This window comes from Streptomyces sp. P1-3, assembly GCF_050613155.1.
Classification (GTDB): Bacteria; Actinomycetota; Actinomycetes; order Streptomycetales; family Streptomycetaceae; genus Streptomyces.
Window position 1 is genome coordinate 5052148 of record NZ_CP192512.1, and the last position, 25916, is coordinate 5078063.

Consider the following 25916-nt stretch of genomic DNA (forward strand, 5'->3'; position numbering starts at 1 on the left):
GCCCAAAGCGGAGTACGTACACAGATGACAACCCCCAACGACAAACTCGTTGAAGCGCTGCGGGCCTCGCTGAAGGAGACCGACCGGCTGCGGCGGCAGAACCAGCAGCTGACCGAGGCGTCCCGGGAACCGATCGCCATCATCGGCATGAGCTGCCGGTTCCCCGGGGGCGTGCGCTCCCCGGAGGAGCTGTGGCAGCTCGTCGCGGGCGGCCAGGACGCCATCTCCGGCTTCCCCGACGACCGGGGCTGGGACATCGAGTCGCTGTACGACCCCGACCCCGAGCACGAGGGCACCTTCTACGCCCGCGGGGGCGGCTTCCTGCACGACGCCGGACAGTTCGACCCGGACTTCTTCGGCATCTCGCCGCGCGAGGCCCTCGCCATGGACCCGCAGCAGCGGTTGCTCCTGGAGACCTCGTGGGAGGCGTTCGAGCGGGCCGGGATCGACCCGGCTTCGATACGCGGCTCCCGCGCGGGCGTGTTCGTCGGCGCCTCCGCCCAGGCGTACGGGGCGGGCGAGTACGACCTGCCGGAGGGCGTCGAGGGCCATCTGCTCACCGGTACCGCCTCCAGCGTCGTCTCCGGACGGCTCTCGTACGCCTTCGGCCTCGAAGGCCCGGCGGCCACCATCGACACCGCCTGCTCGTCCTCCTCGGTCGCCCTCCACATGGCGGTCCAGGCGCTGCGGCACGGCGAGTGCTCGCTCGCCCTCGCCGCCGGTGTGACCGTGCTGTCGTCCCCGGACGTCTTCGTGGAGTTCAGCCGCCAGCGCGGACTGTCCGCCGACGGCCGCTGCAAGTCCTTCGCGGCCGCCGCCGACGGTACGGGGTGGAGTGAGGGCGTCGGCGTGCTGCTGGTGGAGCGGCTGTCGGACGCCCGGCGCAACGGTCACCAGGTGCTGGCCGTCGTGCGCGGCTCGGCGGTCAACCAGGACGGCGCGAGCAACGGTCTGACCGCGCCCAACGGCCCCGCCCAGCAGCGTGTCATCCGCCAGGCCCTGGAGAACGCCCGGCTCGCGCCCACCGACGTGGACGCGGTGGAGGCGCACGGCACGGGCACGACGCTGGGTGACCCGATCGAGGCGCAGGCGCTGCTGGCCACGTACGGCCAGGAACGGCCGGAGGGGCAGCCGCTGTGGCTGGGCTCCCTGAAGTCGAACATCGGCCACACCCAGAACGTGGCGGGTGTCGCGGGCGTCATCAAGATGGTCATGGCGATGCGGCACGGCGTGCTTCCGCGGACACTGCACGTGGACGAGCCGACCCCGCACGTCGACTGGTCGGCGGGCGAGGTGTCGCTGCTGACCGAGGCCCGGCCGTGGCCGGAGACCGGCCGCCCGCGCCGGGCCGGTGTGTCGTCGTTCGGCGTCAGCGGCACCAACGTGCACACCGTCATCGAGCAGGCACCCGAGGCCGAACCGGCCGCGGCGCAGCCCGCGTCCGGCGCCCCGTCCGGCGCCGCGACCGACACGTCCGCCGCCGCCCTGCCGCCCGTCCTGCCGTGGGTGCTGTCCGGGCGCGGCGGTGCGGCGGCCCGCGCCCAGGCCGCGCGGCTGCGGGACTACCTGCGCGACGCCGAGCACCCCGTGTCCGGCCTCGCCGACATCGGCTACTCGCTGGCGACCACCCGCGCCGCCTTCGACCACCGCGCGGTGATCGTCGCGGGTGACGAGGACGGCTTCCTGGCCGGACTGGACGCCCTGGCCGAGGACTCGAGCGCGCCAGGCCTGGTGCAGGGTTCGCCGGTGACGGGGAAGCTCGCCTTCCTGTTCACGGGGCAGGGCAGCCAGCGGCTGGGGATGGGCCGTGAGTTGTACGAGGCGTATCCGGTGTTCGCGGAGGCGCTGGACGCGGTCTGCGCGGAGCTGGACGCGCACCTGGAACGGCCGCTGCGCGATGTGCTGTTCGGTGAGGACGCCGGGCTGCTGGATCAGACGGCCTTCACCCAGCCCGCGCTGTTCGCGGTCGAGGTGGCGCTGTTCCGGTTGGTGGAAGCCTGGGGGCTGAAGCCTGACTTCCTGTCGGGTCATTCGATCGGTGAGCTGGCGGCCGCGCATGTGGCGGGTGTGTTGTCCCTGGCGGACGCGTGTGCGCTGGTGGCGGCCCGTGGGCGTCTGATGCAGGAACTCCCGGCCGGTGGCGCGATGATCGCGATCCAGGCGTCGGAGGCGGAGGTGCTCCCGCTCCTCGACGAGCGGGTGAGCATCGCCGCCCTCAACGGTCCGGCGTCGGTCGTCATCGCCGGTGACGAGGACGCGGCGCTGGAGGTCGCGGCGCGGTTCGAGGCCGACGGCCGGAAGACCAAGCGGCTCGCCGTCAGCCACGCGTTCCATTCGCCCCGTATGGACGGCATGTTGGACGCGTTCCGTACGGTCGCCGAGGGGCTGACGTACGAGGCCCCGCGGATCCCGATCGTGTCGTGTCTGACGGGTGACCTGGTCTCCGCCGAGGAGATCGCGACCGCCGACTTCTGGGTGCGGCACGTCCGCGAGTCCGTCCGTTTCCTTGACGGCGTTCGCACCCTCGAAGCCCAGAAGGTCACCATCTTCGTCGAGTTGGGCCCGGACGGAGTGCTGTCCGCGATGGGGCAGGAGTGCGTGACCGGCGAGGGTGCCGCGTTCGTGCCCGTCCTGCGCAAGGGCAGGCCGGAGGCCGAGGCGCTGACCACGGCCCTCGCCCGCGCGCACGTCCGCGGCGTGCCGCTGGACTGGGAGCGGGTCTTCGCGGGGCTCGGCGCCCGTACGGTCGATCTGCCCACGTACGCCTTCCAGCGCCAGCGGTTCTGGCTGGAGCCGGGGGCCCGGGTCGGCGATGTGACGTCCGCGGGCCTGGAGGCGGCGGACCATCCGCTGCTGGGCGCGGCCGTGCCGCTCGCCGTGACCGACGGCTTCCTGTTCACGGGGCGGCTCGGCCTCGACACCCACCCGTGGCTCGCCGATCACACCGTCATGGGAGCGGTGCTGCTTCCGGGTACGGCCTTCGTGGAACTGGCGATCCGCGCCGGTGACCAGGTCGGATGCGACCACCTGGACGAACTGACCCTGGAAGCGCCGCTGGTACTGCCCGAGCGCGGCGGGGTGCGGATCCAGCTGGAGGTCGGGGCGCCGGACGACGCCGGGCGCCGCCCGGTCACCGTCTCCTCCCGCACGGAAGACGCCGGCCCCGACTCGCCGTGGGCCCGGCACGCCGTCGGCGTCCTCGCCACCGGGGTCCGGCAGCCGTCGCCCGACCTGGCCGAGTGGCCGCCGCCCGGCGCCGAACCGATCGGCACCGACGGGCTCTACGCGGAACTCGCCGCGGCCGGGCTCGGGCACGGGCCGGTGTTCCAGGGCCTCACGACCGCCTGGCGGCGTGGCGCCGAACTGTTCGCCGAGGTCCGGCTGCCCGAGGACACCGAGCCCGGCGCACGCCGCTTCGCCCTGCACCCGGCGCTGCTGGACGCCGCGCTGCACCCGGCGTACGGCCGCGACGGAGCCCGGCTCCCCGAGGTGTGGCAGGGCGTGTCCCTGCACGCGGTGGGCGCCGCCGCGCTCCGGGTACGGATCGCGCCCGCCGCCGACGGCACGCTGTCCCTTACGCTCGCCGACGCCACCGGGCTGCCCGTCGGCACCGTCGACAGCCTGAGTCTGCGTCCGCTGCCGGAGGGCGCCTTCGGTGCCGCGTTCGGTACCGGCCAGCGCCACCTCTACCAACTCGACTGGGTGGCCCCGCGCGCCGCCGAGGCCGGGCCGGCCGCCGACGTGCGGCCCGTCGTCCTGGGCCAGGACCCCTTCGGCCTGGCCGAGGCACTGGCCGAGGCCGGACTCGCCACCGCCTCCTACCCGGACCTGGCGGCTCTGGGCGCGGCCGTCGACGCGGGGGACATCGCCGCGCCGGACCTCGTCCTCGCCGCCTTCACTGCCCCGTACGCCTCCGAAGACCTCGTCGCGGCCGCGCACCAGGCGGCGCACCGGGGCTTGGACCTGGTGCGGAACTGGACGACCGACGAACGGCTGGCGGGCTCGCGGCTGGCCGTGCTGACCCGCGGCGCGGTCGCGGCCGCATCGGATGACGACGTCACCGACCTCGCGCACGCGGCCCTGTGGGGCTTGCTGCGCACGGCGGAGACCGAGAACCCGGGCCGCTTCGTCCTGATCGACCTCGACACGGAGGCCGCTTCGACCGCCGCCCTTCCCGGCGCCCTGACGCTGGCCCTGGGCCACGGTCACGCCGAGGGAGAACCGGAACTGGCACTGCGCGCGGGCCGCGCCCTGGCGCCGCGCCTGGTCCGCGCCCCGGCGCCGGAGCCGGCGCGCGGCGAGGCGGCGAGTGGGCCCACTGGATCCACTGGGTCCACTGCCGCCGGGTCCGGCGTGGTGGCCGGTGCCGCAAGTCGGGCCGACGCCGCCGTCGAGCCCGGCACCGGTGCCGGGCCACAGGCGTCCGTCGCGTCCCGCGTAGCCGAGGGATCCGGCCCGGCCACCCCGTCCGGCCGGGCGGCCGAGTCCGGCCCGGCTACCGGGACCGGCCTTGCGGCCGACCCGGGCCCGGCCTCCGACCCCCGACCGGTCACCGGTGCCGCCGCCGGGGGCGGTGGCACCGTCCGGATCCCCGCGTTGGACCCCCACGGCACCGTCCTCATCACCGGCGGCACCGGCACCCTGGGCCGGCTCGTCGCTCGGCACCTGGTCGCCGAGCACGGCGCACGCCACCTGCTGCTCACCAGCCGTCGCGGTGCCGAGGCCGACGGCGCCGCCGAGCTGGCGGCCGAACTGGGCGCGCAGGGGGCCGAGGTCACGTTCGCCGCCTGCGACGCCGCCGACCGCGACGCCCTGGCGGCGACCCTGGCCGCCGTCCCGGCCGCGCACCCGCTCACCGCCGTCGTCCACACCGCCGGTGTGCTGGACGACGGCACGGTGGCGGCCCTGACGCCGGACGCCGTCGACCGCGTCCTGCGCCCCAAGCTCGACGCCGCATGGCACCTGCACGAGCTGACCCGCGACCTCGACCTGTCGGCGTTCGTCCTGTTCTCGGCCATCGCCGGTACGTTCGGCAACGCGGGCCAGGCCAACTACGCGGCGGCCAACGTCTTCCTCGACGCGCTCGCCCAGCACCGGCACGCCCACGGGCTGCCCGCCACCTCCCTGGCCTGGGGCCTGTGGGCCGGGGCCAGCGGCATCACCGGCGGCCTGCGGGACGCCGACCTGGCGCGCATGGCCCGGCACGGCATGGGCGCGCTCGCCGACGACGAGGGCATGGCGCTGTTCGACGCCGCCCGCCGCACCGGCCGCGCCACCCTGATCCCCGCCCGCCTGGACCTGACGGCGATGCGCACCGCCATCGGCACGGACCCGGTCCCCGCCCTGCTGCGCGTACTGATCCCCACGACGGGACGGCGCGTCGCCGCTGCCGACGACCAGGCCGCGGCCGGCACGTCCCTGGCGCAGCGGCTGCTCGCACGCTCCGCGCCGGAACGGCGGCGCGCGCTGCTGGACCTGGTCCGCACCCAGGCGGCAACGGCGCTGGGACACACCTCCCGGGACGCCGTCGAGCCGGGCCGGGCCTTCAAGGAACTGGGCTTCGACTCGCTGACCGCGGTCGAGTTCCGCAACCGGCTGTCCACCGCCACCGGGCTGCGCCTGCCCACGACGATCGTCTACGACCACCCGAACCCCACCTCCCTCGCGGACCACCTGCGCGCCGAACTCCTCGGTGCGGACGCCGACCAGGACGCCGAGGACGCGGGCGCGGACACCACGGGCGCGGTCGTCGTCGCCGACGACCCCATCGCGATCGTCGCGATGAGCTGCCGCTACCCCGGCGACGTGCACTCGCCCGAGGACCTGTGGCAGCTCGTGACCACCGGCACGGACGCGATCTCCGGCTTCCCGGTCAACCGCGGCTGGGAGAGCTGGGAGAGCCACCATGCCGAAGGCGCGGACGCGGCGGACGCCGACTACGCCCGCACCGGCGGCTTCCTGCACGACGCGGACCGCTTCGACGCGGCGTTCTTCGGGATCTCGCCGCGTGAGGCGCTGGCGATGGACCCGCAGCAGCGGCTGCTGCTGGAGACCTCGTGGGAGGTCTTCGAGCGCGCCGGCATCGACGCGGACACGCTGCGCGGAAGCCGCGCCGGAGTCTTCGTGGGCGCCGCCTACAGCGGCTACGACGCGGGCCTGGAAGAGGCCGGGGCCGAGGTCGCCGGACATGTGATGACCGGCAACGCGGGCAGCGTCATGTCCGGCCGGATCGCCTACGCCTTCGGTCTGGAGGGCCCGGCGGTCACCGTCGACACCGCGTGCTCGTCGTCGCTGGTCGCCCTGCACTGGGCGATCCAGGCGCTGCGGCAGGGCGAGTGCTCCATGGCGCTCGCGGGCGGTGTCACCGTCATGTCGACGCCCGGCACGTTCACCGAGTTCAGCCGCCAACGCGGCCTCGCCGCCGACGGCCGCTGCAAGTCGTTCGCGGCCGCCGCCGACGGCACCGGCTGGGGCGAGGGCGTCGGCATGCTGCTCGTGGAGCGGCTCTCCGACGCCCGCCGCAACGGGCACCCCGTGCTGGCGGTCGTCCGTGGCTCGGCCGTCAACCAGGACGGTGCCAGCAACGGCCTGACGGCGCCGAACGGCCCGTCGCAGCAGCGCGTCATCCGCCAGGCGCTGGTCAGCGGCGGGCTCACGACCGCCGACGTGGACGTGGTCGAGGCGCACGGTACGGGGACGACGCTGGGCGACCCCATCGAGGCGCAGGCGCTGCTGGCCACCTACGGCCAGGACCGCCCTGAGGACCAGCCGCTGTGGCTCGGCTCCATCAAGTCCAACATCGGCCACTCCCAGGCCGCCGCCGGTGTCGCCGGAATCATCAAGATGGTGATGGCGATCCGCCACGGCGTGCTGCCGCAGACGCTGCATGTGGACGAGCCGACCCCGCACGTGGACTGGGCGGCGGGCGAGATCGAGCTGCTGACGCAGGCGCGGGAGTGGCCGGAGACCGGCCGCCCGCGCCGGGCCGCCGTCTCCTCGTTCGGTATCAGCGGCACCAACGCGCACACGATCATCGAGCAGGCCCCGGCCGCCGAGGGGGCGCCGGTGCGGTCGGCGGACGGATCGCTGCCGCCGGTGCTGCCGTACCTGCTGTCGGCAAAGGGCGCGGACGCGCTGCGCGCGCAGGCGGAGCGGCTGCACGCGCACCTGACCTCGGACGCCGGTCTCGAACCGGCGGGTGTCGCCTGCGCGTTGGCCACCGGCCGCGCCGGGCTGGACCACCGCGTCGTGCTGGCCGTCGAGGACCGTGACGGGCTGCTCCGCGGGCTGGCGGCCCTGGCGGCGGGTGAGCCGACGGCGCAGGGCCTCGTGCAGGGCTCGGTGACCGGCGGCGAGACGGCGTTCCTGTTCACGGGGCAGGGCAGCCAGCGGCTCGGCATGGGCCGTGGGCTGTACGAGGCGTATCCGGTGTTCGCGGAGGCGCTGGACGCGGTGTGCGCGGAGCTGGACGGGCACCTTGAGCAGCCGCTGAAGGGTGTGCTGTTCGGCGCGGACGCCGACCTGCTGAACCAGACCGGCTTCACCCAGCCCGCGCTGTTCGCGGTCGAGGTGGCGCTGTTCCGCCTGGTCGAGGCATGGGGGCTGCGCGCCGACTTCCTCTCCGGGCACTCGATCGGCGAGTTGGCGGCCGCGCATGTGGCGGGTGTGTTGTCGCTGGCGGACGCGTGTGTGCTGGTGGCGGCGCGTGGCCGTCTGATGCAGGAGCTGCCCGCCGGTGGCGCGATGATCGCGGTCCAGGCATCCGAGGAGGAGGTGCTGCCGCTGCTCACCGAGGGCGTCGGCATCGCCGCCCTCAACGGCCCGACCTCTGTCGTCGTCGCCGGTGATGAGGACGCGGCGTTGGAGGTCGCGGCGCGGTTCGAGGCTCAGGGGCGGAAGACCAAGCGGCTCGCCGTCAGTCACGCGTTCCACTCGCCGCGTATGGACGGCATGTTGGACGCCTTCCGTACGGTCGCCGAGGGGTTGTCGTACGAGGCGCCGCGTATCCCGATCGTGTCGAGCCTGACCGGCGAGCTGGTCTCTGCCGAGGAGATCACCTCCGCTGACTTCTGGGTGCGGCACGTCCGCGAGGCGGTCCGCTTCGTCGATGCCGTACGCACCCTCGAAGCCCAGGGCGTCACCACCTTCGTGGAGTTGGGCCCGGACGGGGTGCTGTCCGCGATGGGGCAGGAGTGCGTGACCGGCGACGCTGCCGCCTTCGTCCCCGTGCTGCGCGGTGGCCGCCCCGAGGCCGAGACCCTCACAGCAGCCCTCGGGCAGGTGCATGTCCGGGGTGCCGGTGTGGACTGGGCGGCGTTCTTCGCCGGGTCCGGTGCTCAGCGCGTGGAGCTGCCCACGTATGCCTTCCAGCGTCGCCGCTACTGGCCGGAAGAGCCGGTGCGCAGCCTCGCGCCGACCGGCGTCGACGGTTGGCGCTACCGCGTGACGTGGAAGCCGCTGGCCCTGGGGACCACGGCGCGGTTCTCCGGGACCTGGCTGGTGGCCGTGCCCGCCGGCGGTGCCGCAGAAGACTGGGCTGCCGGGGTGGAGCGGACGCTGTCCGCGCGGGGTGCCGAGGTCCTGAGAGTCGAGATCGGTGCCGAGGAGCGTGCCGGTGTCGCCGAGCTGCTGCGCGCGGCGGTTGTCGACGGTTCTGTGGCGGGTGTGTTCTCGCTGCTGGCCGTCGAGGGTGCCGGAGGCCTGCTGCGTACCGTGGCGTTGACGCAGGCGCTGAGCGACGCGGAGATCGGTGCGCCGTTGTGGGTGGCCACGCGGGGTGCGGTGTCGGTGGGTCGTTCGGATGCGGTGGTGGATCTCGTTCAGGCGCCGGTGTGGGGTCTGGGCCGGGTCGCGGCTCTCGAACTCCCCGAGCGTTGGGGCGGTCTGGTGGACCTGCCCGAGACGGCGGACGACCGGGTCCTGTCTCGGCTGGCCGGGGTGCTGGCGGGCGGCAGCGGTGAGGACCAGGTGGCGGTCCGTGCTTCCGGCGTCCTGGCACGCCGTATCGCACGCGCCGCTGTCGGGACGCCGGTGGCGGAGTCCGAGGCGTGGCGGCCGCGGGGTTCGGTCCTGGTGACGGGTGGTACGGGTGCGCTGGGTGCGCATGTGGCCCGTTGGCTGGTCGACAGCGGTGCCGAGCATGTCGTGCTGACCAGCCGTCGTGGTCTGGACGCGCCGGGTGCGGTGGAGCTGCGGGACGAACTCGCCTCCTCCGGGGCGCGGGTGACGGTCGCGGCGTGTGATGTGGCCGATCGGGACGCGCTGGCCGGGCTGCTGGCCGGGCTGCCGGAAGACCTTCCGCTGACGGCCGTGGTGCATGCGGCCGGTGTGCTCGACGACGGTGTGCTGGACGCGCTCACTCCCGAGCGGTTCGCCTCCGTGCTGCGGGCGAAGGCCGAGGCCGCGGCCAACCTGGACGCGCTGACCCGCGACCTGGATCTGTCCGCGTTCGTCCTCTTCTCGTCGACGAGCGGTACGGTCGGCGCGGCCGGACAGGCCAACTACGCGGCGGCGAACGCGTTCCTGGACGCGCTCGCCGAGCGGCGCCGGGCCGAGGGCCTCGCGGCGACCTCGATCGCGTGGGGTCCGTGGGCCGCGGGCGGGATGGCCGCCGACGAGGCCCTGGAGCAGCGGATGCGGCGCGGCGGCGTGCCGCCGATGGACGCCGGGCTCGCGATGAGCGCGCTCCAGCAGGCCCTCGACCAGGACGACACGGTCGTCACCGTCGCGGACATCGACTGGGAGCGGTTCGCGCCCGGCTTCACCGCCGTCCGGCCGAGCGCCCTGCTGGCGGACCTGGCCGAGGTGCGCCGCGCCGAGGCCGCGCGGGACGGCGCCGGACACGGGGCGCGGCACGGGAACGACGCGGAAGCCGCCGAAACGGCCTCCTCGCTCGCCCGCCGGCTCGTCGCCCTCCCCTCCGAGACGGAGCGGAAGAGCGTCCTCCTCGACCTCGTCCGCACGCACGTCGCGGACGTACTCGGCCACGCCGACGTGGCGGACGTCGCCGCGGACCGGGCGTTCAGGGAGATCGGGTTCGACTCGCTGACCGCCGTCGAACTGCGGAACGGCCTCAACGCCGTGACCGAGCTGCGGCTCCCGGCCACGCTCATCTACGACTACCCGACCCCGCTCGCCCTCGCCGACCACCTCCTCACCGAGCTGCTCGGCGAACAGGCCGCCGTCACCGGCCCCACCGTCACGGCGGTGTCCGAGGACCCGATCGCGATCGTCGCGATGAGCTGCCGCTTCCCCGGCGGGGTCCGCACCCCCGAGGAGCTGTGGCGACTCCTGGTGTCCGGCGAGGACACGATCTCGGGCATGCCCGCGGATCGCGGCTGGGACCTGGAGCGGCTCTACAACCCGGACCCGGACGTCGAGGGCACCTCATACGCCCGCGAGGGCGGCTTCCTGGACACCGCCGCCGACTTCGACCCGGCGTTCTTCGGGATCTCGCCGCGTGAGGCGCTGGCGATGGACCCGCAGCAGCGGTTGCTGCTGGAGACGTCGTGGGAGGCGTTCGAGCGGGCGGGCATCGACCCGGCGACGCTGCGCGGCAGCCAGGCCGGCGTCTTCGTCGGCACCAACGGCCAGGACTACCTGTCCCTGCTGATGAACGGACCCGAGGGCCTTGAGGGGCACATGGGTACGGGCAACGCGGCGAGCGTGGTCTCCGGCCGCCTGGCGTACACCTTCGGTCTTGAGGGTCCGGCGGTCACCGTCGACACGGCGTGCTCGTCGTCGCTGGTCGCGCTGCACTGGGCGATCCAGGCGCTGCGCAACGGCGAGTGCACGCTGGCGCTGGCCGGTGGCGTCACCGTCATGTCCACCCCGGGCATCTTCGTCGACTTCAGCCGTCAGCGCGGGCTGGCCGCCGACGGCCGGGTCAAGGCGTTCGCGGCGGGCGCCGACGGCACGGGCTGGGGTGAGGGTGTGGGCATGCTGCTGGTGGAGCGGCTGTCGGACGCCCGCAGGAACGGGCACCCGGTGCTGGCGGTCGTCCGGGGCTCCGCCGTCAACCAGGACGGCGCGAGCAACGGCCTCACAGCCCCCAACGGCCCGTCCCAGCAGCGCGTCATCCGCCAGGCCCTGGCGAGCGCCGGGCTGTCGGCCACCGACGTGGACGCCGTCGAGGCGCACGGCACGGGGACGAAGCTCGGCGACCCCATCGAGGCGCAGGCGCTGCTGGCCACGTACGGCCAGGACCGCCCTGAGGACCAGCCGCTGTGGCTGGGCTCCATCAAGACCAACATCGGCCACACCCAGGCCGCCGCCGGTGTCGCCGGTGTGATGAAGATGATCCTGGCGATGCAGCACGGGGTGCTCCCGCGGACGCTGCACGTGGACGAGCCGACCCCGCACGTCGACTGGTCGGCGGGCCAGGTCGCCCTGCTCACCGAACCAGTGCCGTGGCCCGAGACCGGGCAGCCGCGCCGGGCCGGAATCTCCTCCTTCGGCTTCAGCGGCACCAACGCCCACGCGATCATCGAACAGGCGCCGACCGCCGACCACGAGGACGTGGCGGCGGCCCCGGGCACGACGCCGCTGACGGCCCTGCCGGTGGTCCTGTCGGCCAAGAGCGGGGACGGGCTGCGCGCGCAGGCCGACCGGCTCCGTACCCACCTGGCCACCGCGACGGACGCCGACCTGACGGACGTCGGCTACTCGCTGGCCGTCGGCCGCGCTGCCTTCGAGGAGCGCGCGGCGGTCGTCGGCGGGGACCGGGAGGGTCTGCTGGCGGGCCTGGAGGCGCTGGCGGAGGGGCGCAACGCGGCTGGTCTCGTCACGGACACGGCTGTCGCGGGCAAGGTGGCGTTCCTGTTCACGGGCCAGGGCAGTCAGCGGCTGGGCATGGGCCGCGAGCTGTACGACGCCTACCCGGCCTTCGCGGAGGCGCTGGACGCGGTCTGCGCGGAGCTGGACCGGCATCTCGAACGGCCGTTGAAGGACGTTCTGTTCGGTGACGACGCCGACGTGCTGGACCAGACCGGTTTCACCCAGCCCGCGCTGTTCGCGGTCGAGGTGGCGCTGTTCCGCCTGGTCGAGGCGTGGGGTCTGAAGGCCGATTTCCTCTCCGGGCACTCGATCGGCGAGCTTGCCGCCGCGCACGTCGCCGGAGTGCTGTCCCTGACCGACGCCTGCGCGCTGGTCGCCGCCCGTGGTCGTCTGATGCAGGAACTCCCGGCCGGTGGCGCGATGATCGCGGTGCAGGCGTCGGAGGAGGAGGTGCTGCCGCTGCTCACCGAGGGCGTCGGCATCGCCGCCCTCAACGGCCCGACCTCCGTGGTCATCGCCGGTGACGAGGAGGTGGCGCTGGAGGTCGCGGCGCGCTTCGAGGCGCAGGGTCGTAAGACGAAGCGGCTCACGGTGAGCCACGCGTTCCACTCGCCGCGTATGGACGGGATGCTGGAGGCGTTCCGTACGGTCGCTGAGGGGCTCACGTATGCGGCCCCGAAGATCCCGATCGTGTCGAACCTGACCGGTGCCGTGGTCTCCGCCGAGGAGATCGCCTCCGCCGGCTTCTGGGTGCGACACGTCCGGGAGGCGGTCCGTTTCCTGGACGGCATCCGCGCCCTCGAAGCCCAGAACGTCACGACCTTCGTCGAGTTGGGTCCGGACGCGGTGCTGTCCGCGATGGGGCAGGAGTGCGTGACCGGCGACACCGCCGTGTTCGTTCCGGTCCTGCGCAAGGGCAGGCCCGAGGCCGAGTCGTCGACCGAAGCGCTCACCCGTGCGCACGCGCGTGGCGCGGCGGTGGACTGGGCCGCGTACTTCGCGGGCACCGGTGCCCGCCAGGTGCAGCTGCCCACGTATGCCTTCCAGCGGCAGCGGTACTGGCCGAACGTGTCGTGGCTGTCGTTCGGCGATGTCGCCGCCGTGGGCCTGGGCGAGGCCGGGCACCCGCTGCTGGGGGCCAGCGCCGAACTGCCCGACGCGGACGGTCTGCTGTTCACCGGCCGGTTGGCGCTGTCGACCCACCCCTGGCTCGCCGACCACACCATCCTGGACACGGTGTTGCTGCCGGGTACGGCGTTCGTGGAGTTGGCGATCCGCGCCGGTGACCAGGTCGGTTGCGACCACCTGGAGGAACTGACGCTGGAGGCTCCGCTGGTGCTGCCCGAGCAGGGCGGTGTCCAGCTGCGGCTGGCGGTCGGCACGGCCGACGAGTCCGGCCGCCGCCCCCTGACCCTGCACTCCCGTGCGGAGAGCCTCTCCGCCGAGGTGGGGGCACCTCCCAGCGGCCGCGCTGGGGGACCGTGGACCCGGCACGCCAGCGGTGTGCTGGCCTCGGGCGGGCAGCCGGAGGCGTCCTTCGACCTCAGCGTGTGGCCACCGGCCGACGCGGCCGAGGTGGAGGTCCACGAACGGTACGACCACCTGCTGGACATCGGCTTCGCCTACGGTCCCGTGTTCCAGGGCCTGCGCAAGGCATGGCGGCGCGGCGGGGAGATCTTCGCCGAGGTGCTGCTGCCGGAGACGGCCGCGGAGGAGGCGGGCCTGTTCGGTCTGCACCCGGCGCTGCTGGACTCCGCGCTGCACGCGCTCGGCCTGGGAGGCCTGGGCGGCACGGAGGACCAGGGGCGGCTGCCGTTCGCCTGGACCGGGGTGTCGCTGCACGCGAGCGGCGCCGCCGCCCTGCGCGTCCGGTTGGCGCCGCAGGGCACCGACGGAGTGCGGCTGGAGATCGCGGACACCACCGGCGCGCCGGTCGCGGCCGTGGAGTCGCTGGTCCTGCGTCCCGTTTCGGCGGAGCAGTTGCGGACCGCCCGTACCGCGTACCACGAGTCGCTCTTCCACGTGGAGTGGACGGAGTCGGCGGGCGCGGCCGAGGTGGGCGTGCAGGGCGGCCGTTGGGCCGTCCTGGGAGCCGACGCCTTCGGACTGGCGGCGGGTGCCGGTGCCGAGGTGGCGGTGTACGCGGACCTGGCGGCGCTGGCCGAGGCGGTCGCGTCGGGTGCCCCGGCGCCCGAGGCCGTCTTCGTGTCCCCGACGGTGGCGGAGAGCGGCGAGGACGTGGCCGCCGCCGCGCACCGGGTCTCCGCTGACGCGCTCGCGCTGGTGCAGGACTGGCTGTCCGACGAGCACTTCGCCGATGTGCCGCTGGTGGTGCTGACCTCGGGGGCCGTGGCGGCTGCCGGGGGCGGTGAGCCGGTGGAGGATCTGGCGGGTGCCGCGGCTTGGGGTCTGCTGCGCTCGGCGCAGTCGGAGAACCCGGACCGCTTCGTCCTGGTCGATGTCGACGGCCACGAGGACTCGTTGCGCGCGCTGCCCGCCGCGCTGGCCTCCGGAGAGCGGGAGTTCGCGGTACGGGAGGGTGTCCTGAGGACGCCGCGCCTCGTCCGTGCCCGTGCCCTGTCCGACGCCGGCACTGGCGACGTGGACGCTGCCGCCCCGGTCTGGAACCCCGAGGGCACGGTGCTGGTCACGGGTGCCAGCGGCTCGCTGGGCGGGCTGTTCGCCCGCCATCTGGTGGCCGAGCACGGCGTACGGCACCTGCTGCTGGTCAGCCGGCGCGGCGACCAGGCTCCCGGTGCCACCGAACTGGCCGCCGAACTCGCCGAGTCGGGTGCCGAGGTGCGCTGGGCCGCCTGCGACGTGGCGGACCGCGAGGCACTGGCCGCCGCGCTCGCGGCGATCCCCACCGCCCACCCGCTGACGGGCGTCGTGCACACCGCCGGTGTGCTGGACGACGGCGTCATCGGTTCGCTGACGCCTGAGCGTCTCGCGCACGTGATGCGTCCGAAGGTGGACGCGGCGTGGAACCTGCACGAGCTGACCCAGGACCTGGACCTGACCGCCTTCGTGCTGTTCTCGTCGGCCGCCGGTGTCTTCGGCGGCCCGGGGCAGGGCAACTACGCGGCCGCCAACGTCTTCCTGGATGCGCTGGCCGCCCACCGCGCCGCCCGCGGCCTGCCCGCGAGCGCGCTCGCGTGGGGCCTGTGGGCCGGAGGCGGCATGGGCGACAGCCTCGACGACGCCGATGTCGCACGGATGCGGCGCGCCGGAGTGCCCCCGCTGTCCGTGGCGGAAGGGCTGCGGCTCTTCGACACCGCGCTCCCGATCGGCGCCGCGACGCTGGTGCCGATGCGGCTGGACCTCGCGGTGCTGCGGACGCAGGCGGCGGGCGCCGTCTCGCCGCTGCTGCGCGGCCTGGTCCGCGTCCCGGCGCGGCGTGCGGTGAACGCCGTGTCCGCCGGTGCCGGCGAATCCGGTCTGGTGCAGCGGCTCCTGGGGCTGAGCGAGCCCGAGCAGGAGCGGGTGCTGCTGGACCTCGTCCGTGGCCAGGTGGCGACCGTGCTCGGTTACGCGGGCCCGGAGACGATCGGATCCGGGCGGGCGTTCAAGGAGCTGGGCTTCGACTCGCTCACGGCGGTCGAACTCCGTAACCACCTCAACTCGGTGACCGGGCTGCGGCTGCCCGCCACGCTGATCTTCGACTACCCGGACCCGACCGTCCTCGCCCGCCACCTGCGCACCGAGCTCGTGGGGGCGCGGTCGGCGGACCTCGTTCCGGTGGCCGCGGTCGCCCATGACGACGAGCCGATCGCCATCGTCGGCATGAGCTGCCGCTACCCCGGCGGGGTCACCAGCCCCGAGGAGCTGTGGCAGCTCGTCACGGGCGCGGTCGACGCCGTCTCCGGCTTCCCGACCGACCGCGGCTGGGACCTGGCCGCGCTGCACAGCGACGGTGCCGGGCAGTCCGGCACCAGCTCCACCATCGAGGGCGGCTTCCTCTACGACGCGGGCGAGTTCGACCCGGACTTCTTCGGCATCAACCCGCGCGAGGCCCTTGCCATGGACCCGCAGCAGCGGCTGCTGCTGGAGACCTCGTGGGAGGCGTTCGAGCGGGCCGGGATCGACCCGGCGACCGTGCGCGGCAGCAAGACGGGTGTCTTCGCCGGTGTGATGTACCACGACTACATCACGCGGCTGCCCGCCGTCCCCGAGGGACTGGAGGGCTACCTGGGCACCGGTACGGCGGGCAGTGTGGCCTCCGGCCGTATCGCCTACACCTTCGGCCTGGAGGGCCCGGCCGTCACCATCGACACGGCGTGCTCGTCGTCGCTGGTCGCGCTGCACCTGGCCGCGCAGGCGCTGCGCAACGGCGAGTGCTCCATGGCGCTGGCCGGTGGTGTGACGGTGATGGCCACCCCGGACACCTTCGTGGACTTCAGCCGCCAGGGCGGCCTGTCCGGCGACGGCCGCTGCAAGTCGTTCGCGGCCGCCGCCGACGGCACGGGCTGGTCCGAGGGCGCGGGCATGCTGCTCGTGGAGCGGCTGTCCGACGCGCGCAGGAACGGGCACCCGGTGCTGGCGATCGTGCGGGGCTCGGCCGTCAACCAGGACGGTGCGAGCAACGGGCTCACCGCTCCCAACGGTCCGTCGCAGCAGCGGGTGATCCGCCAGGCGCTGGCGAGCGCCGGACTGTCGACGGCGGATGTGGACGCGGTCGAGGCGCACGGCACCGGCACCACGCTCGGCGACCCGATCGAGGCGCAGGCGCTGCTGGCCACCTACGGCCAGGACCGCCCCGAGGGACGGCCGCTGTGGCTCGGCTCGCTCAAGTCCAACATCGGCCACACGCAGGCCGCGGCCGGTGTCGCGGGCATCATCAAGATGGTGATGGCGATGCGGTACGGGGTGCTGCCGCAGACGCTGCACGTGGACGAGCCGACCCCGCACGTCGAGTGGACGGCGGGCGACATCGAGCTTCTGACGCAGGCGCGGGAGTGGCCGGAGACCGGCCGTCCGCGCCGGGCCGGTGTCTCCTCGTTCGGCGTGAGCGGCACCAACGCGCACACCATCCTGGAGCAGCCTCCGACGCCGTACGCGCTGACACCGGACGCGCTGACGCCGGAGCCGACCCCCGCCGCCGGTCCGGTCGCGGAACTGCCCGTCGTGCCGTGGGTGCTGTCGGGCAAGACCGCGGCCGCCCTGCGCGGCCAGGCCGAGCGGCTCCGGGCCCACCTCGGCACCGGCACCGACCTGGACGCCACGGACGTGGCGTACTCGCTGGCGACCGGCAGGGCAGCGCTGGAGCGCCGGGCCGCGGTGGTCGCCGACGGCCGCGACGGACTCCTGCGCGGCCTGGATGCCCTGGTACGGGGCGAATCCGCCCCCGGCCTGATCGAAGGCGCGACCGCCGAAGGCAAGACGGCGTTCCTGTTCACGGGGCAGGGCAGTCAGCGGCTGGGCATGGGCCGCGAGCTGTACGAGGCGTATCCGGTGTTCGCGGACGTGCTGGACGCGGTCTGCGCGGAGCTGGACGCGCACCTTGAGCGGCCGTTGCGGGATGTTCTGTTCGGTGAGGACGCGGCGCTGTTGGATCAGACGGGGTATACGCAGCCGGCGTTGTTCGCGGTCGAGGTGGCGTTGTTCCGTCTGGTGGAAGCCTGGGGTTTGCGGGCGGACTTCCTGTCGGGTCATTCGATTGGTGAGCTGGCGGCCGCGCATGTGGCGGGTGTGCTGTCTCTGGCGGATGCGTGTGCGCTGGTGGCGGCCCGTGGTCGTTTGATGCAGGAACTCCCGGCTGGTGGCGCGATGATCGCGGTCCAGGCGTCGGAGGCGGAGGTGCTGCCGCTGCTCTCCGATCGGGTGAGCATCGCCGCCCTCAACGGCCCGACCTCTGTGGTCATCGCCGGTGATGAGGACGTGGCGCTGGAGGTCGCGGCGCGGTTCGAGGCGGAGGGCCGGAAGACCAAGCGGCTCGCTGTCAGCCACGCGTTCCACTCGCCCCGTATGGACGGCATGTTGGACGCGTTCCGTGCGGTGGCCGAGGGGTTGTCGTATGAGGCGCCGCGTATTCCGATCGTGTCCGGTCTGACGGGTGCCGTGGTCTCCGCTGATGAGATCGCGACTGCCGACTTCTGGGTGCGGCACGTCCGCGAGTCCGTCCGCTTCGTCGATGCCGTACGGACCCTCGAAGGCCAGGGCGTCACGACGTACGTCGAGTTGGGCCCGGACGGGGTGCTGTCCGCGATGGCGCAGGAGTGCGTGACCGGCGAGGGCGCGGCCTTCACGCCCGTGCTGCGCAAGGGGCGCCCCGAGGCCGAGGCGCTGACCGGCGCGCTCGCCCGCCTGCACACCCGGGGCCTCGCCCTGGACTGGGCCGCGTTCTTCGCCGGGACCGGCGCGCGCCGCGTCGAGTTGCCGACGTACGCGTTCCAGCGGCAGCGCTACTGGGTGGAGATCACCGAGGACGAACTCCGGGACGGCGCCACGGCCCTGGACACGGACGCGGTCGACGCCCGCTTCTGGGAGGCCGTGGAGCGCGAGGACCTGGAGGCCCTCGCCGGGACGCTGGAGTCCGAAGGCGCCGACGCGCTCTCCTCGCTGAGCGCGGTGCTGCCCATGCTGTCGTCGTGGCGGCGCCAGCGGGCCGAGCGGTCCACGGTCGACGCCTGGCGCTACCAGGTGACGTGGAAGCCGCTGACCGATCGCACCGAGGGGGCGCCGCACGGCACGTGGCTGGTCGTCGTTCCCGCCGAGGGGGCCGCCGACACATGGGCCGCCGGGGCGGAGCGGGCGCTGTCCGCGCGGGGTGCCGAGGTGCTGCGGGTCGAGATCGGTGCCGAGGACCGGTCCGGCGTGGCCGAGCTGCTGCGTGCGGCGGTCGCCGACAGGGCGGTGGCGGGTGTGTTCTCACTGCTCGCTGTCGACGGGGCTGCCGGGTTGCTGCGTACGGTCGCCTTGGTGCAGGCGCTGGGTGATGCCGGTGTGGATGCCCCGTTGTGGGTGGCTACGCGGGGTGCGGTGTCGGTGGGCCGTTCGGACGCGGCTGTGGATCCGGCGCAGGCGCGGGTGTGGGGTCTGGGCCGGGTCGCGGCCCTCGAACTCCCCGAGCGCTGGGGCGGTCTGGTCGACCTGCCCGGGGCGGCGGACGACCGGGCGCTGTCCCGGCTGGCGACCGTGCTGGCGGGCGACGGCGACGAGGACCAGGTGGCGGTCCGTGCGACAGGGGTCTTCGGACGCCGTCTGACGCGGGCCTCCGCGCTGTCGACCGGTGGGCGTACGTGGCAGCCGGGTGCCGGTTCGGTGTTGGTGACCGGTGGTACGGGCGCGCTGGGCGCGCAGGTCGCGCGTTGGCTGGTCGGCAACGGCGCCGAGCACGTCGTCCTGACCAGTCGTCGTGGTCTGGACGCACCGGGTGCGGTGGAGCTGCGGGACGAGTTGGCGGCGTCGGGTGCGCGGGTGACGGTCGCGGCGTGTGATGTGGCGGACCGCGATGCGTTGGCCGGGCTCGTGGCCAAGTTGCCCGTGGAGGCGCCGCTGACGGCGGTGTTCCATGCGGCTGGTGTGTTGGCCGACGGTGTGCTGGAGGCGCTGACTCCTGAGCGGTTCGACACGGTCCTGCGGGCGAAGGCCGACGCCGCCGCCAACCTCGACGAGCTGACCCGTGACCTGGACGTGGACCTGTCCGCGTTCGTCCTCTTCTCGTCGATCGCCGGGTCCATGGGCGCGGCGGGTCAGGCCAACTACGCCGCCGCCAACGCCTATCTGGACGCGTTGGCCGAGCGGCGCCGTGCCGACGGGCTCGTGGCGACATCGATCGCCTGGGGCCCGTGGGCCGAGGGCGGGATGGCCGCCGACGAGGCCCTTGAGCAGCGCATGCGACGCGCCGGAGTCCCGCCGATGGCGGCGGAGTCGGCGATCGCCGCGCTGCAGCGGGCCCTGGACCTGGACGAGACCGCGGTGACGGTGGCGGACATCGACTGGGGACGACTCGCCCCGGGCTTCACGGCGTCGCGCCCGAGCCCGCTGCTCGCCGAGCTGCCGGAGGCCCGTAAGGCGCTGGAGAGCGGCGCGGACGCCGTCTCCGGTACGGCGGTGGCAGCCGACGGCGGCGCGGACGGGACCTCGCTGGCCGAGCGACTCGCCGGACAGTCGGCGGCGGAGCGCGAGCGGACGCTGCTGGAACTGGTGCGGTCCGCCGTGGCGGACGTGCTGGGGCACGCCGACGCGGCGGCCGTCGAGGAGAGCCGGGCGTTCAAGGAGCTGGGCTTCGACTCGCTGACCGCCGTGGAACTGCGCAATCGGCTGAACACCCTCACCGGTCTGCGGCTGCCGCCCACCCTCGTCTACGACTACCCGACGTCGTCGGCGCTCGCCGCGTACCTCCGGACAGAACTCCTGGGTCAGGAAGCGGCGGAGGACGTGGCCGAGGCCGCGCCCGTCGCGCCGCTTGCCGCCGTCGACGCGGACCCGATCGCGATCGTGGCGATGAGCTGCCGTTTCCCTGGTGGGGTCCGTACTCCCGAGGAGCTGTGGCGGCTGCTGGCGTCCGGGCAGGACGCGGTGACCGGCTTCCCCGCCGACCGTGGCTGGGACACCGAGGCGCTGTACGACCCGGAGTCCGAGGGCGAGAACACCACGTACGTCCGTGAGGGCGGCTTCCTGCACGACGCCGCCGACTTCGACGCCGCCTTCTTCGGCATCTCGCCGCGCGAGGCCCTCGCCATGGATCCGCAGCAGCGGTTGCTGCTGGAGACCTCCTGGGAGGCCATCGAGCGGGCCGGCATCGACCCGGCCACCCTGCGCGGCCGGCGCGTCGGCGTCTTCGCAGGCACCAACGGCCAGGACTACATGTCCCTGGTCCTCCACTCGCAGGACGGTGCCGACGGCTTCATGGGCGTCGGCAACGCGGCCAGCGTGATGTCGGGACGTGTCTCGTACGCGCTGGGTCTGGAAGGCCCGGCCGTCACGGTCGACACGGCCTGCTCCTCCTCGCTGGTCACCCTGCACATGGCCGTCCAGGCGCTGCGCAACGGCGAGTGCTCGCTGGCGCTGGCCGGTGGTGTGACGGTCATGTCCACCCCCGGTTCGTTCGTGGACTTCAGCCGCCAGCGCGGGCTGGCCGCCGACGGCCGCATCAAGGCCTTCGCGGCGGGTGCGGACGGTACGGGCTGGGGTGAGGGGGTCGGCATGCTGCTGGTGGAGCGGCTGTCGGACGCCCGCCGGAACGGCCATCCGGTGCTCGCCCTCGTACGCGGCTCCGCCATCAACCAGGACGGTGCCAGCAACGGTCTGACGGCCCCCAACGGTCCGTCGCAGCAGCGGGTGATCCGCCAGGCCCTGGCGAGCGCGGGGCTGTCGACGGCGGACGTGGACGCGGTCGAGGCGCACGGCACCGGCACCACGCTCGGCGACCCCATCGAGGCGCAGGCCCTGCTCGCCACCTACGGTCAGGACCGCCCCGAGGGGCAGCCGCTGCTGCTCGGCTCCGTCAAGTCCAACATCGGCCACACGCAGGCCGCCGCCGGTGTCGCCGGTGTGATGAAGATGGTGCTGGCGCTGGAGCACGGGCTGCTGCCGCGGACGCTGCACGTGGACGAGCCGACGCCGCACGTCGACTGGTCGGCGGGCGAGATCGCGCTGCTGACGGAGGCGCGGGAGTGGCCGGAGACCGGCCGCCCGCGCCGGGCCGCGGTGTCGGCCTTCGGCATCAGCGGTACGAACGCGCACACCGTGCTGGAGCAGGCACCGGCCCCGGCAGAGCCGGAGCCGGGCGCCGCCACCGCCCCCGCGGCGGAACTGCCCGTCGTGCCGTGGGTGCTGTCGGGCAAGACCGCGGCTGCCCTGCGCGGCCAGGCCGAGCGGCTCCGGGCCCACGTGGCCACCGGCACCGCCCTGGGCGCCACGGACGTGGCGTACTCGTTGGCGACGACCCGTACGTCCCTGGACCACCGGGCCGTACTGGCGGCGGCGGACCGCGAAGGGCTGCTGCGCGGCCTGGAGGCGCTGGCGCTGGGGGCACCTTCTGGGGCTCCGGGCCTGGTCGAGGGCACGGTGACCAAGGGCAAGGTGGCGTTCCTGTTCACGGGGCAGGGCAGTCAGCGGCTCGGCATGGGCCGTGAGCTGTACGACGCCTACCCGGTGTTCGCCGACGCGCTGGACGAGGTCTGCGCGGAGCTGGACCGGCACCTCGAACGGCCACTGCACGACGTGCTGTTCGGTGATGATGCCGAGCTGCTGGACCAGACGGCGTACACGCAGCCCGCGCTGTTCGCGGTCGAGGTGGCGCTGTTCCGTCTGGTCGAGGCGTGGGGTCTGAAGGCCGATTTCCTCTCCGGGCACTCGATCGGTGAGCTTGCCGCCGCGCACGTCGCCGGGGTGCTGTCCCTGACCGACGCCTGCGCGCTGGTCGCCGCCCGTGGTCGTCTGATGCAGGAACTCCCGGCCGGTGGCGCGATGATCGCGGTGCAGGCGTCGGAGGAGGAGGTGCTGCCGCTGCTGAACGAGCGCGTGAGCATCGCCGCCCTGAACGGTCCGGTGTCGGTCGTCATCGCGGGTGACGAGGACGTGGCGTTGGAGGTCGCGGCGCGGTTCGAGGCCGAGGGCCGGAAGACCAAGCGGCTCACGGTGAGCCACGCGTTCCACTCGCCGCGTATGGACGGCATGTTGGACGCGTTCCGCGAGGTGGCGGAGGGGCTGTCGTACAAGGCGCCGCGCATCCCGATCGTGTCGAACCTGACCGGTGATGTGGTCTCCGCCGAGGAGATCACCTCCGCCGGCTTCTGGGTCCGACACGTCCGGGAGGCGGTCCGTTTCCTGGACGGCATCCGTGCCCTCGAAGCCCAGGGCGTCACCACCTACCTGGAGCTGGGCCCCGACGGCATCCTCACGGCCGCCGGGCAGGACTGCCTGACCGAGCCCGGCGCCGCGGAGTTCGTGGCCGCGCTGCGCAAGGGCAGGCCGGAGGCGGAGACGCTGACCGGCGCCCTCGCCCGGGGCCACGTCCGGGGCCTGGCAGCGGACTGGGAGGCGTTCTTCGCCGGCACCGGCGCGCGGCGCGTGGCCCTGCCGACGTACGCCTTCCAGCACCGGCGGTACTGGGTCGACGCCCAACTGCACCTGGACGAGGTCGCCTCGATGGGCCTCGGCGCGGCCGGGCACCCGCTGCTCGGCGCGGCGGTGGACCTGCCGGACTCCGACGGCCTGCTCTTCACCGGCCGCATCTCGCTCCCGTCGCACGGCTGGCTGGCGGACCACGCGGTGGCCGAGACGGTGCCGCTGCCCGCGACCGCCTTCGTGGAACTGGCGGTCCGCGCCGGCGACCAGGCCGGTTGCGGCCTGCTGGAGGAGCTGACGCTGGAAGAGCCGCTGGTCCTGCCGGAGCGCGGCGGAGTCCAGCTGCGGGTCTCGGTGGGGGCACCTCCCAGCCGCCGCGCCGGGGGAGAGCCGGACGACTCCGCCCGCCGCGCCCTGACCGTGTACTCGCGTCCCGAGCGGACCGCGCAGGACGCCGGAGACGGCGGCGGAACGCCTGACCGGCCGTGGACCCGGCACGCCATCGGCGTCCTGGCCGCCGGTCCCGCCACCGTGCCCGCCGGGCTCCCCGATCTGGCGGTGTGGCCGCCCACCGGCGCCCAGCCCGTCGCGGTCGAGGACCTCTACGCCCGCATGGCGGGGGCCGGACTGCTGTACGGGCCCGCCTTCCAGGGCGTGCGGCGGGCCTGGTCCCTCGGTGACGAGATCTATGCCGAGGTGCGGCTGCCCGAGGAGCGGCAGCCGGAGGCCGCGCGCTACGCGCTGCACCCGGCGCTGCTGGACGCCGCGTTGCACCCGCTGGCCCTGGCCGACGGTGCGGAGCCCGGCCGTGTGCCGCTCGCGTGGCGCGGAGTGGCGTTGCACGCGGTCGGCGCCGACGCCCTGCGCGTACGGCTGGCACCGGCGGCGACGGGCGCGGACGGCGGCGCCGTGTCCGTGACCGTCGCCGACGAGACGGGCGCGCTCGTCGCGTCGGTCGACTCCCTGGTCACCCAGCCGCTCGACCCCGAGCGGTTCTCCGCCCCGGACGCCCAGAGCCACGAGTCGCTGTACCGCGTCGAGTGGACGCGGCTGCCGGTGTCCGCGACCGGACCGGAGGACGCGGGCGGCTTCGCCGTCATCGGCGGCGGGGAACTCAAGCTGGGCGTCACGCTGGAGACGGCCGGGTTCCGCGCCGAGTCGTACGACGACCTCGCATCGCTGGCCGAGGCCGAAGGCGAGGGCGTTGGCCGCGCGGCCGCGCGGACCGTACTGGTGCCGTTCTTCCCCGAGGACGGCGGCACCGGCGACCTCGCCGAGGACGTGCACCGTGCCACACACCGCCTCCTGGGCGTGCTCCAGGACTGGCTGAGCGGCGGCCGCACGGGCGACGCCCGGCTCGTCCTCGTCACCCGGGGCGCGGTCGCCGCGGCCGGGGACGCCGAGGCCGACGACCTCGTGCACGCGCCGCTGTGGGGCCTGCTCCGCTCGGCGCAGGCCGAGAACCCCGGGCAGTTCCTGCTCCTCGACGTCGACGGCGAGGCGTCCGTCCCGTACCTCCCGGCCGCTCTGGCGACCGGAGAACCGGAACTGGCGCTGCGGGACGGAGAAGTGTACGCACCGCGCCTGGCGCGGGTCAGGGCATCGAACGCCTCGGCTTCGAACGGTTCGGCCCCGGCCACGATCGGTACGGCCCCGGCCGCGTTCGACCCCGAGGGCACCGTCCTGGTCACCGGAGCCACCGGCGGTCTGGGCAGGCTGCTCGCCCGGCACCTGGTCACCGCGTACGGCGCCCGCCATCTGCTGCTCGTCAGCAGGCGCGGCCCCGCCGCCGACGGCATGGCCGAACTCACCGCCGAACTGGGCGACCTGGGTGCCCAGGTGACCGTCGTCGCGTGTGACGCCGCCGACCGCGCGGCGCTCGCCGCGCTGCTCAAGGGCGTAGCGGCGACGCGCCCGCTGACGGCCGTGGTGCACACCGCGGGCGTCCTGGACGACGGAGTCATCGACCTGCTGACCCCGGAGCGGATGGACCGCGTGCTGCGGCCCAAGGTCGACGCCGCGCTCGCCCTGCACGAGTTGACCCGCGACCTCGACCTGAGCGCCTTCGTGCTCTTCTCGGCGGCGGCGGGCACCCTGGGCAGCCCCGGCCAGGGCGGCTACTCGGCGGCCAACGTCTTCCTCGACGCCCTCGCCCGGCACCGCCGCGCCCACGGGCTCCCCGCCACCTCCCTGGTCTGGGGCATGTGGGCCGAGGAACGGGGCATGGCGGGCCGGCTCGGCGAGGCCGACCTGGACCGGGTGGCCCGCGGCGGCGTGCTGCCGCTGTCCGCCGCGGAGGGCCTGGCCCTGTTCGACGCGGCGCTGTCCGGCGCGGGCGGCACCGCCGCCGACACCGGCGAGGCCGTGTTCGTACCCGTACGGCTGGACCTGCCGACGCTGCGCTCCGCCGCCGCGGCCGGTGACCTGCTGCCGCTCTTCCGCGGCCTCGTACGAACCCCCGTCCGCCGGGCCGCCGAGCGCGGCCGCACCGGCGGCACCGGGACCGGCACCGAGACCGGCACCGGCGCCGAGTCGCTGGCCCAGCGGCTGGCACGGCTGCCGGAGGCCGAGCAGGAGCGGACCGTCCTGGACCTGGTGCGCCGGCAGGTGGCCGCCGTCCTCGGCTACGCGTCGAAGGACCAGGTGGGCGCCGAGCAGGCGTTCAAGGAGCTGGGCTTCGACTCCCTCACCGCCGTGGAACTGCGGAACCGGCTGGGCGCGTCCACCGGTCTGCGGCTCTCCGCCACCCTCGTCTACGACTACCCGACGCCGGTGGCGCTCGCGCGGCACCTGCGGCTGGAGGTGGCGCCGGAGACGGCGGACACCGGGAGCTCGGTACTGGCAGAGCTGGAGCGGCTGGAGGACACCCTGTCCGCGCTGGCGCCCGAGGACCTCGCGGCGGTGGCGGAGGACGACGCGGCCCACGCCCGGATCGCCGTACGCCTGCAGTCGCTGCTGACGAAGTGGAACGACGCCAGGCACGGGACGGACGGCGCGGAAGGACCCGCGCTCGAAGAAGCCAGCGACGACGAACTCTTCGACTTCATCGACAAGAGGTTCGGCAAGGGCTAGCCCATCTCCGGCCGACGACCACCCCGACGAACCACGAACATTCCGATAGGAAAACG

1 protein-coding gene is annotated in these 25916 nt (G+C 74.2%); it reads left to right on the forward strand.

What is annotated here, in order from left to right:
* Positions 1–24 precede the first annotated feature (24 nt).
* On the forward strand, positions 25–25860 hold the full coding sequence (locus tag ACQUSR_RS21785) for a type I polyketide synthase (protein ID WP_431044270.1): 25836 nt from the start codon (positions 25–27) through the stop codon (positions 25858–25860).
* The last annotated feature ends 56 nt before the right edge of the window (positions 25861–25916 follow it).

Excerpts from the sequence above, each read along its gene's own strand:
- ACQUSR_RS21785 (WP_431044270.1), top strand. The coding sequence starts at position 25 with ATGACAACCCCCAACGACAAACTCGTTGAAGCGCTGCGGGCCTCGCTG.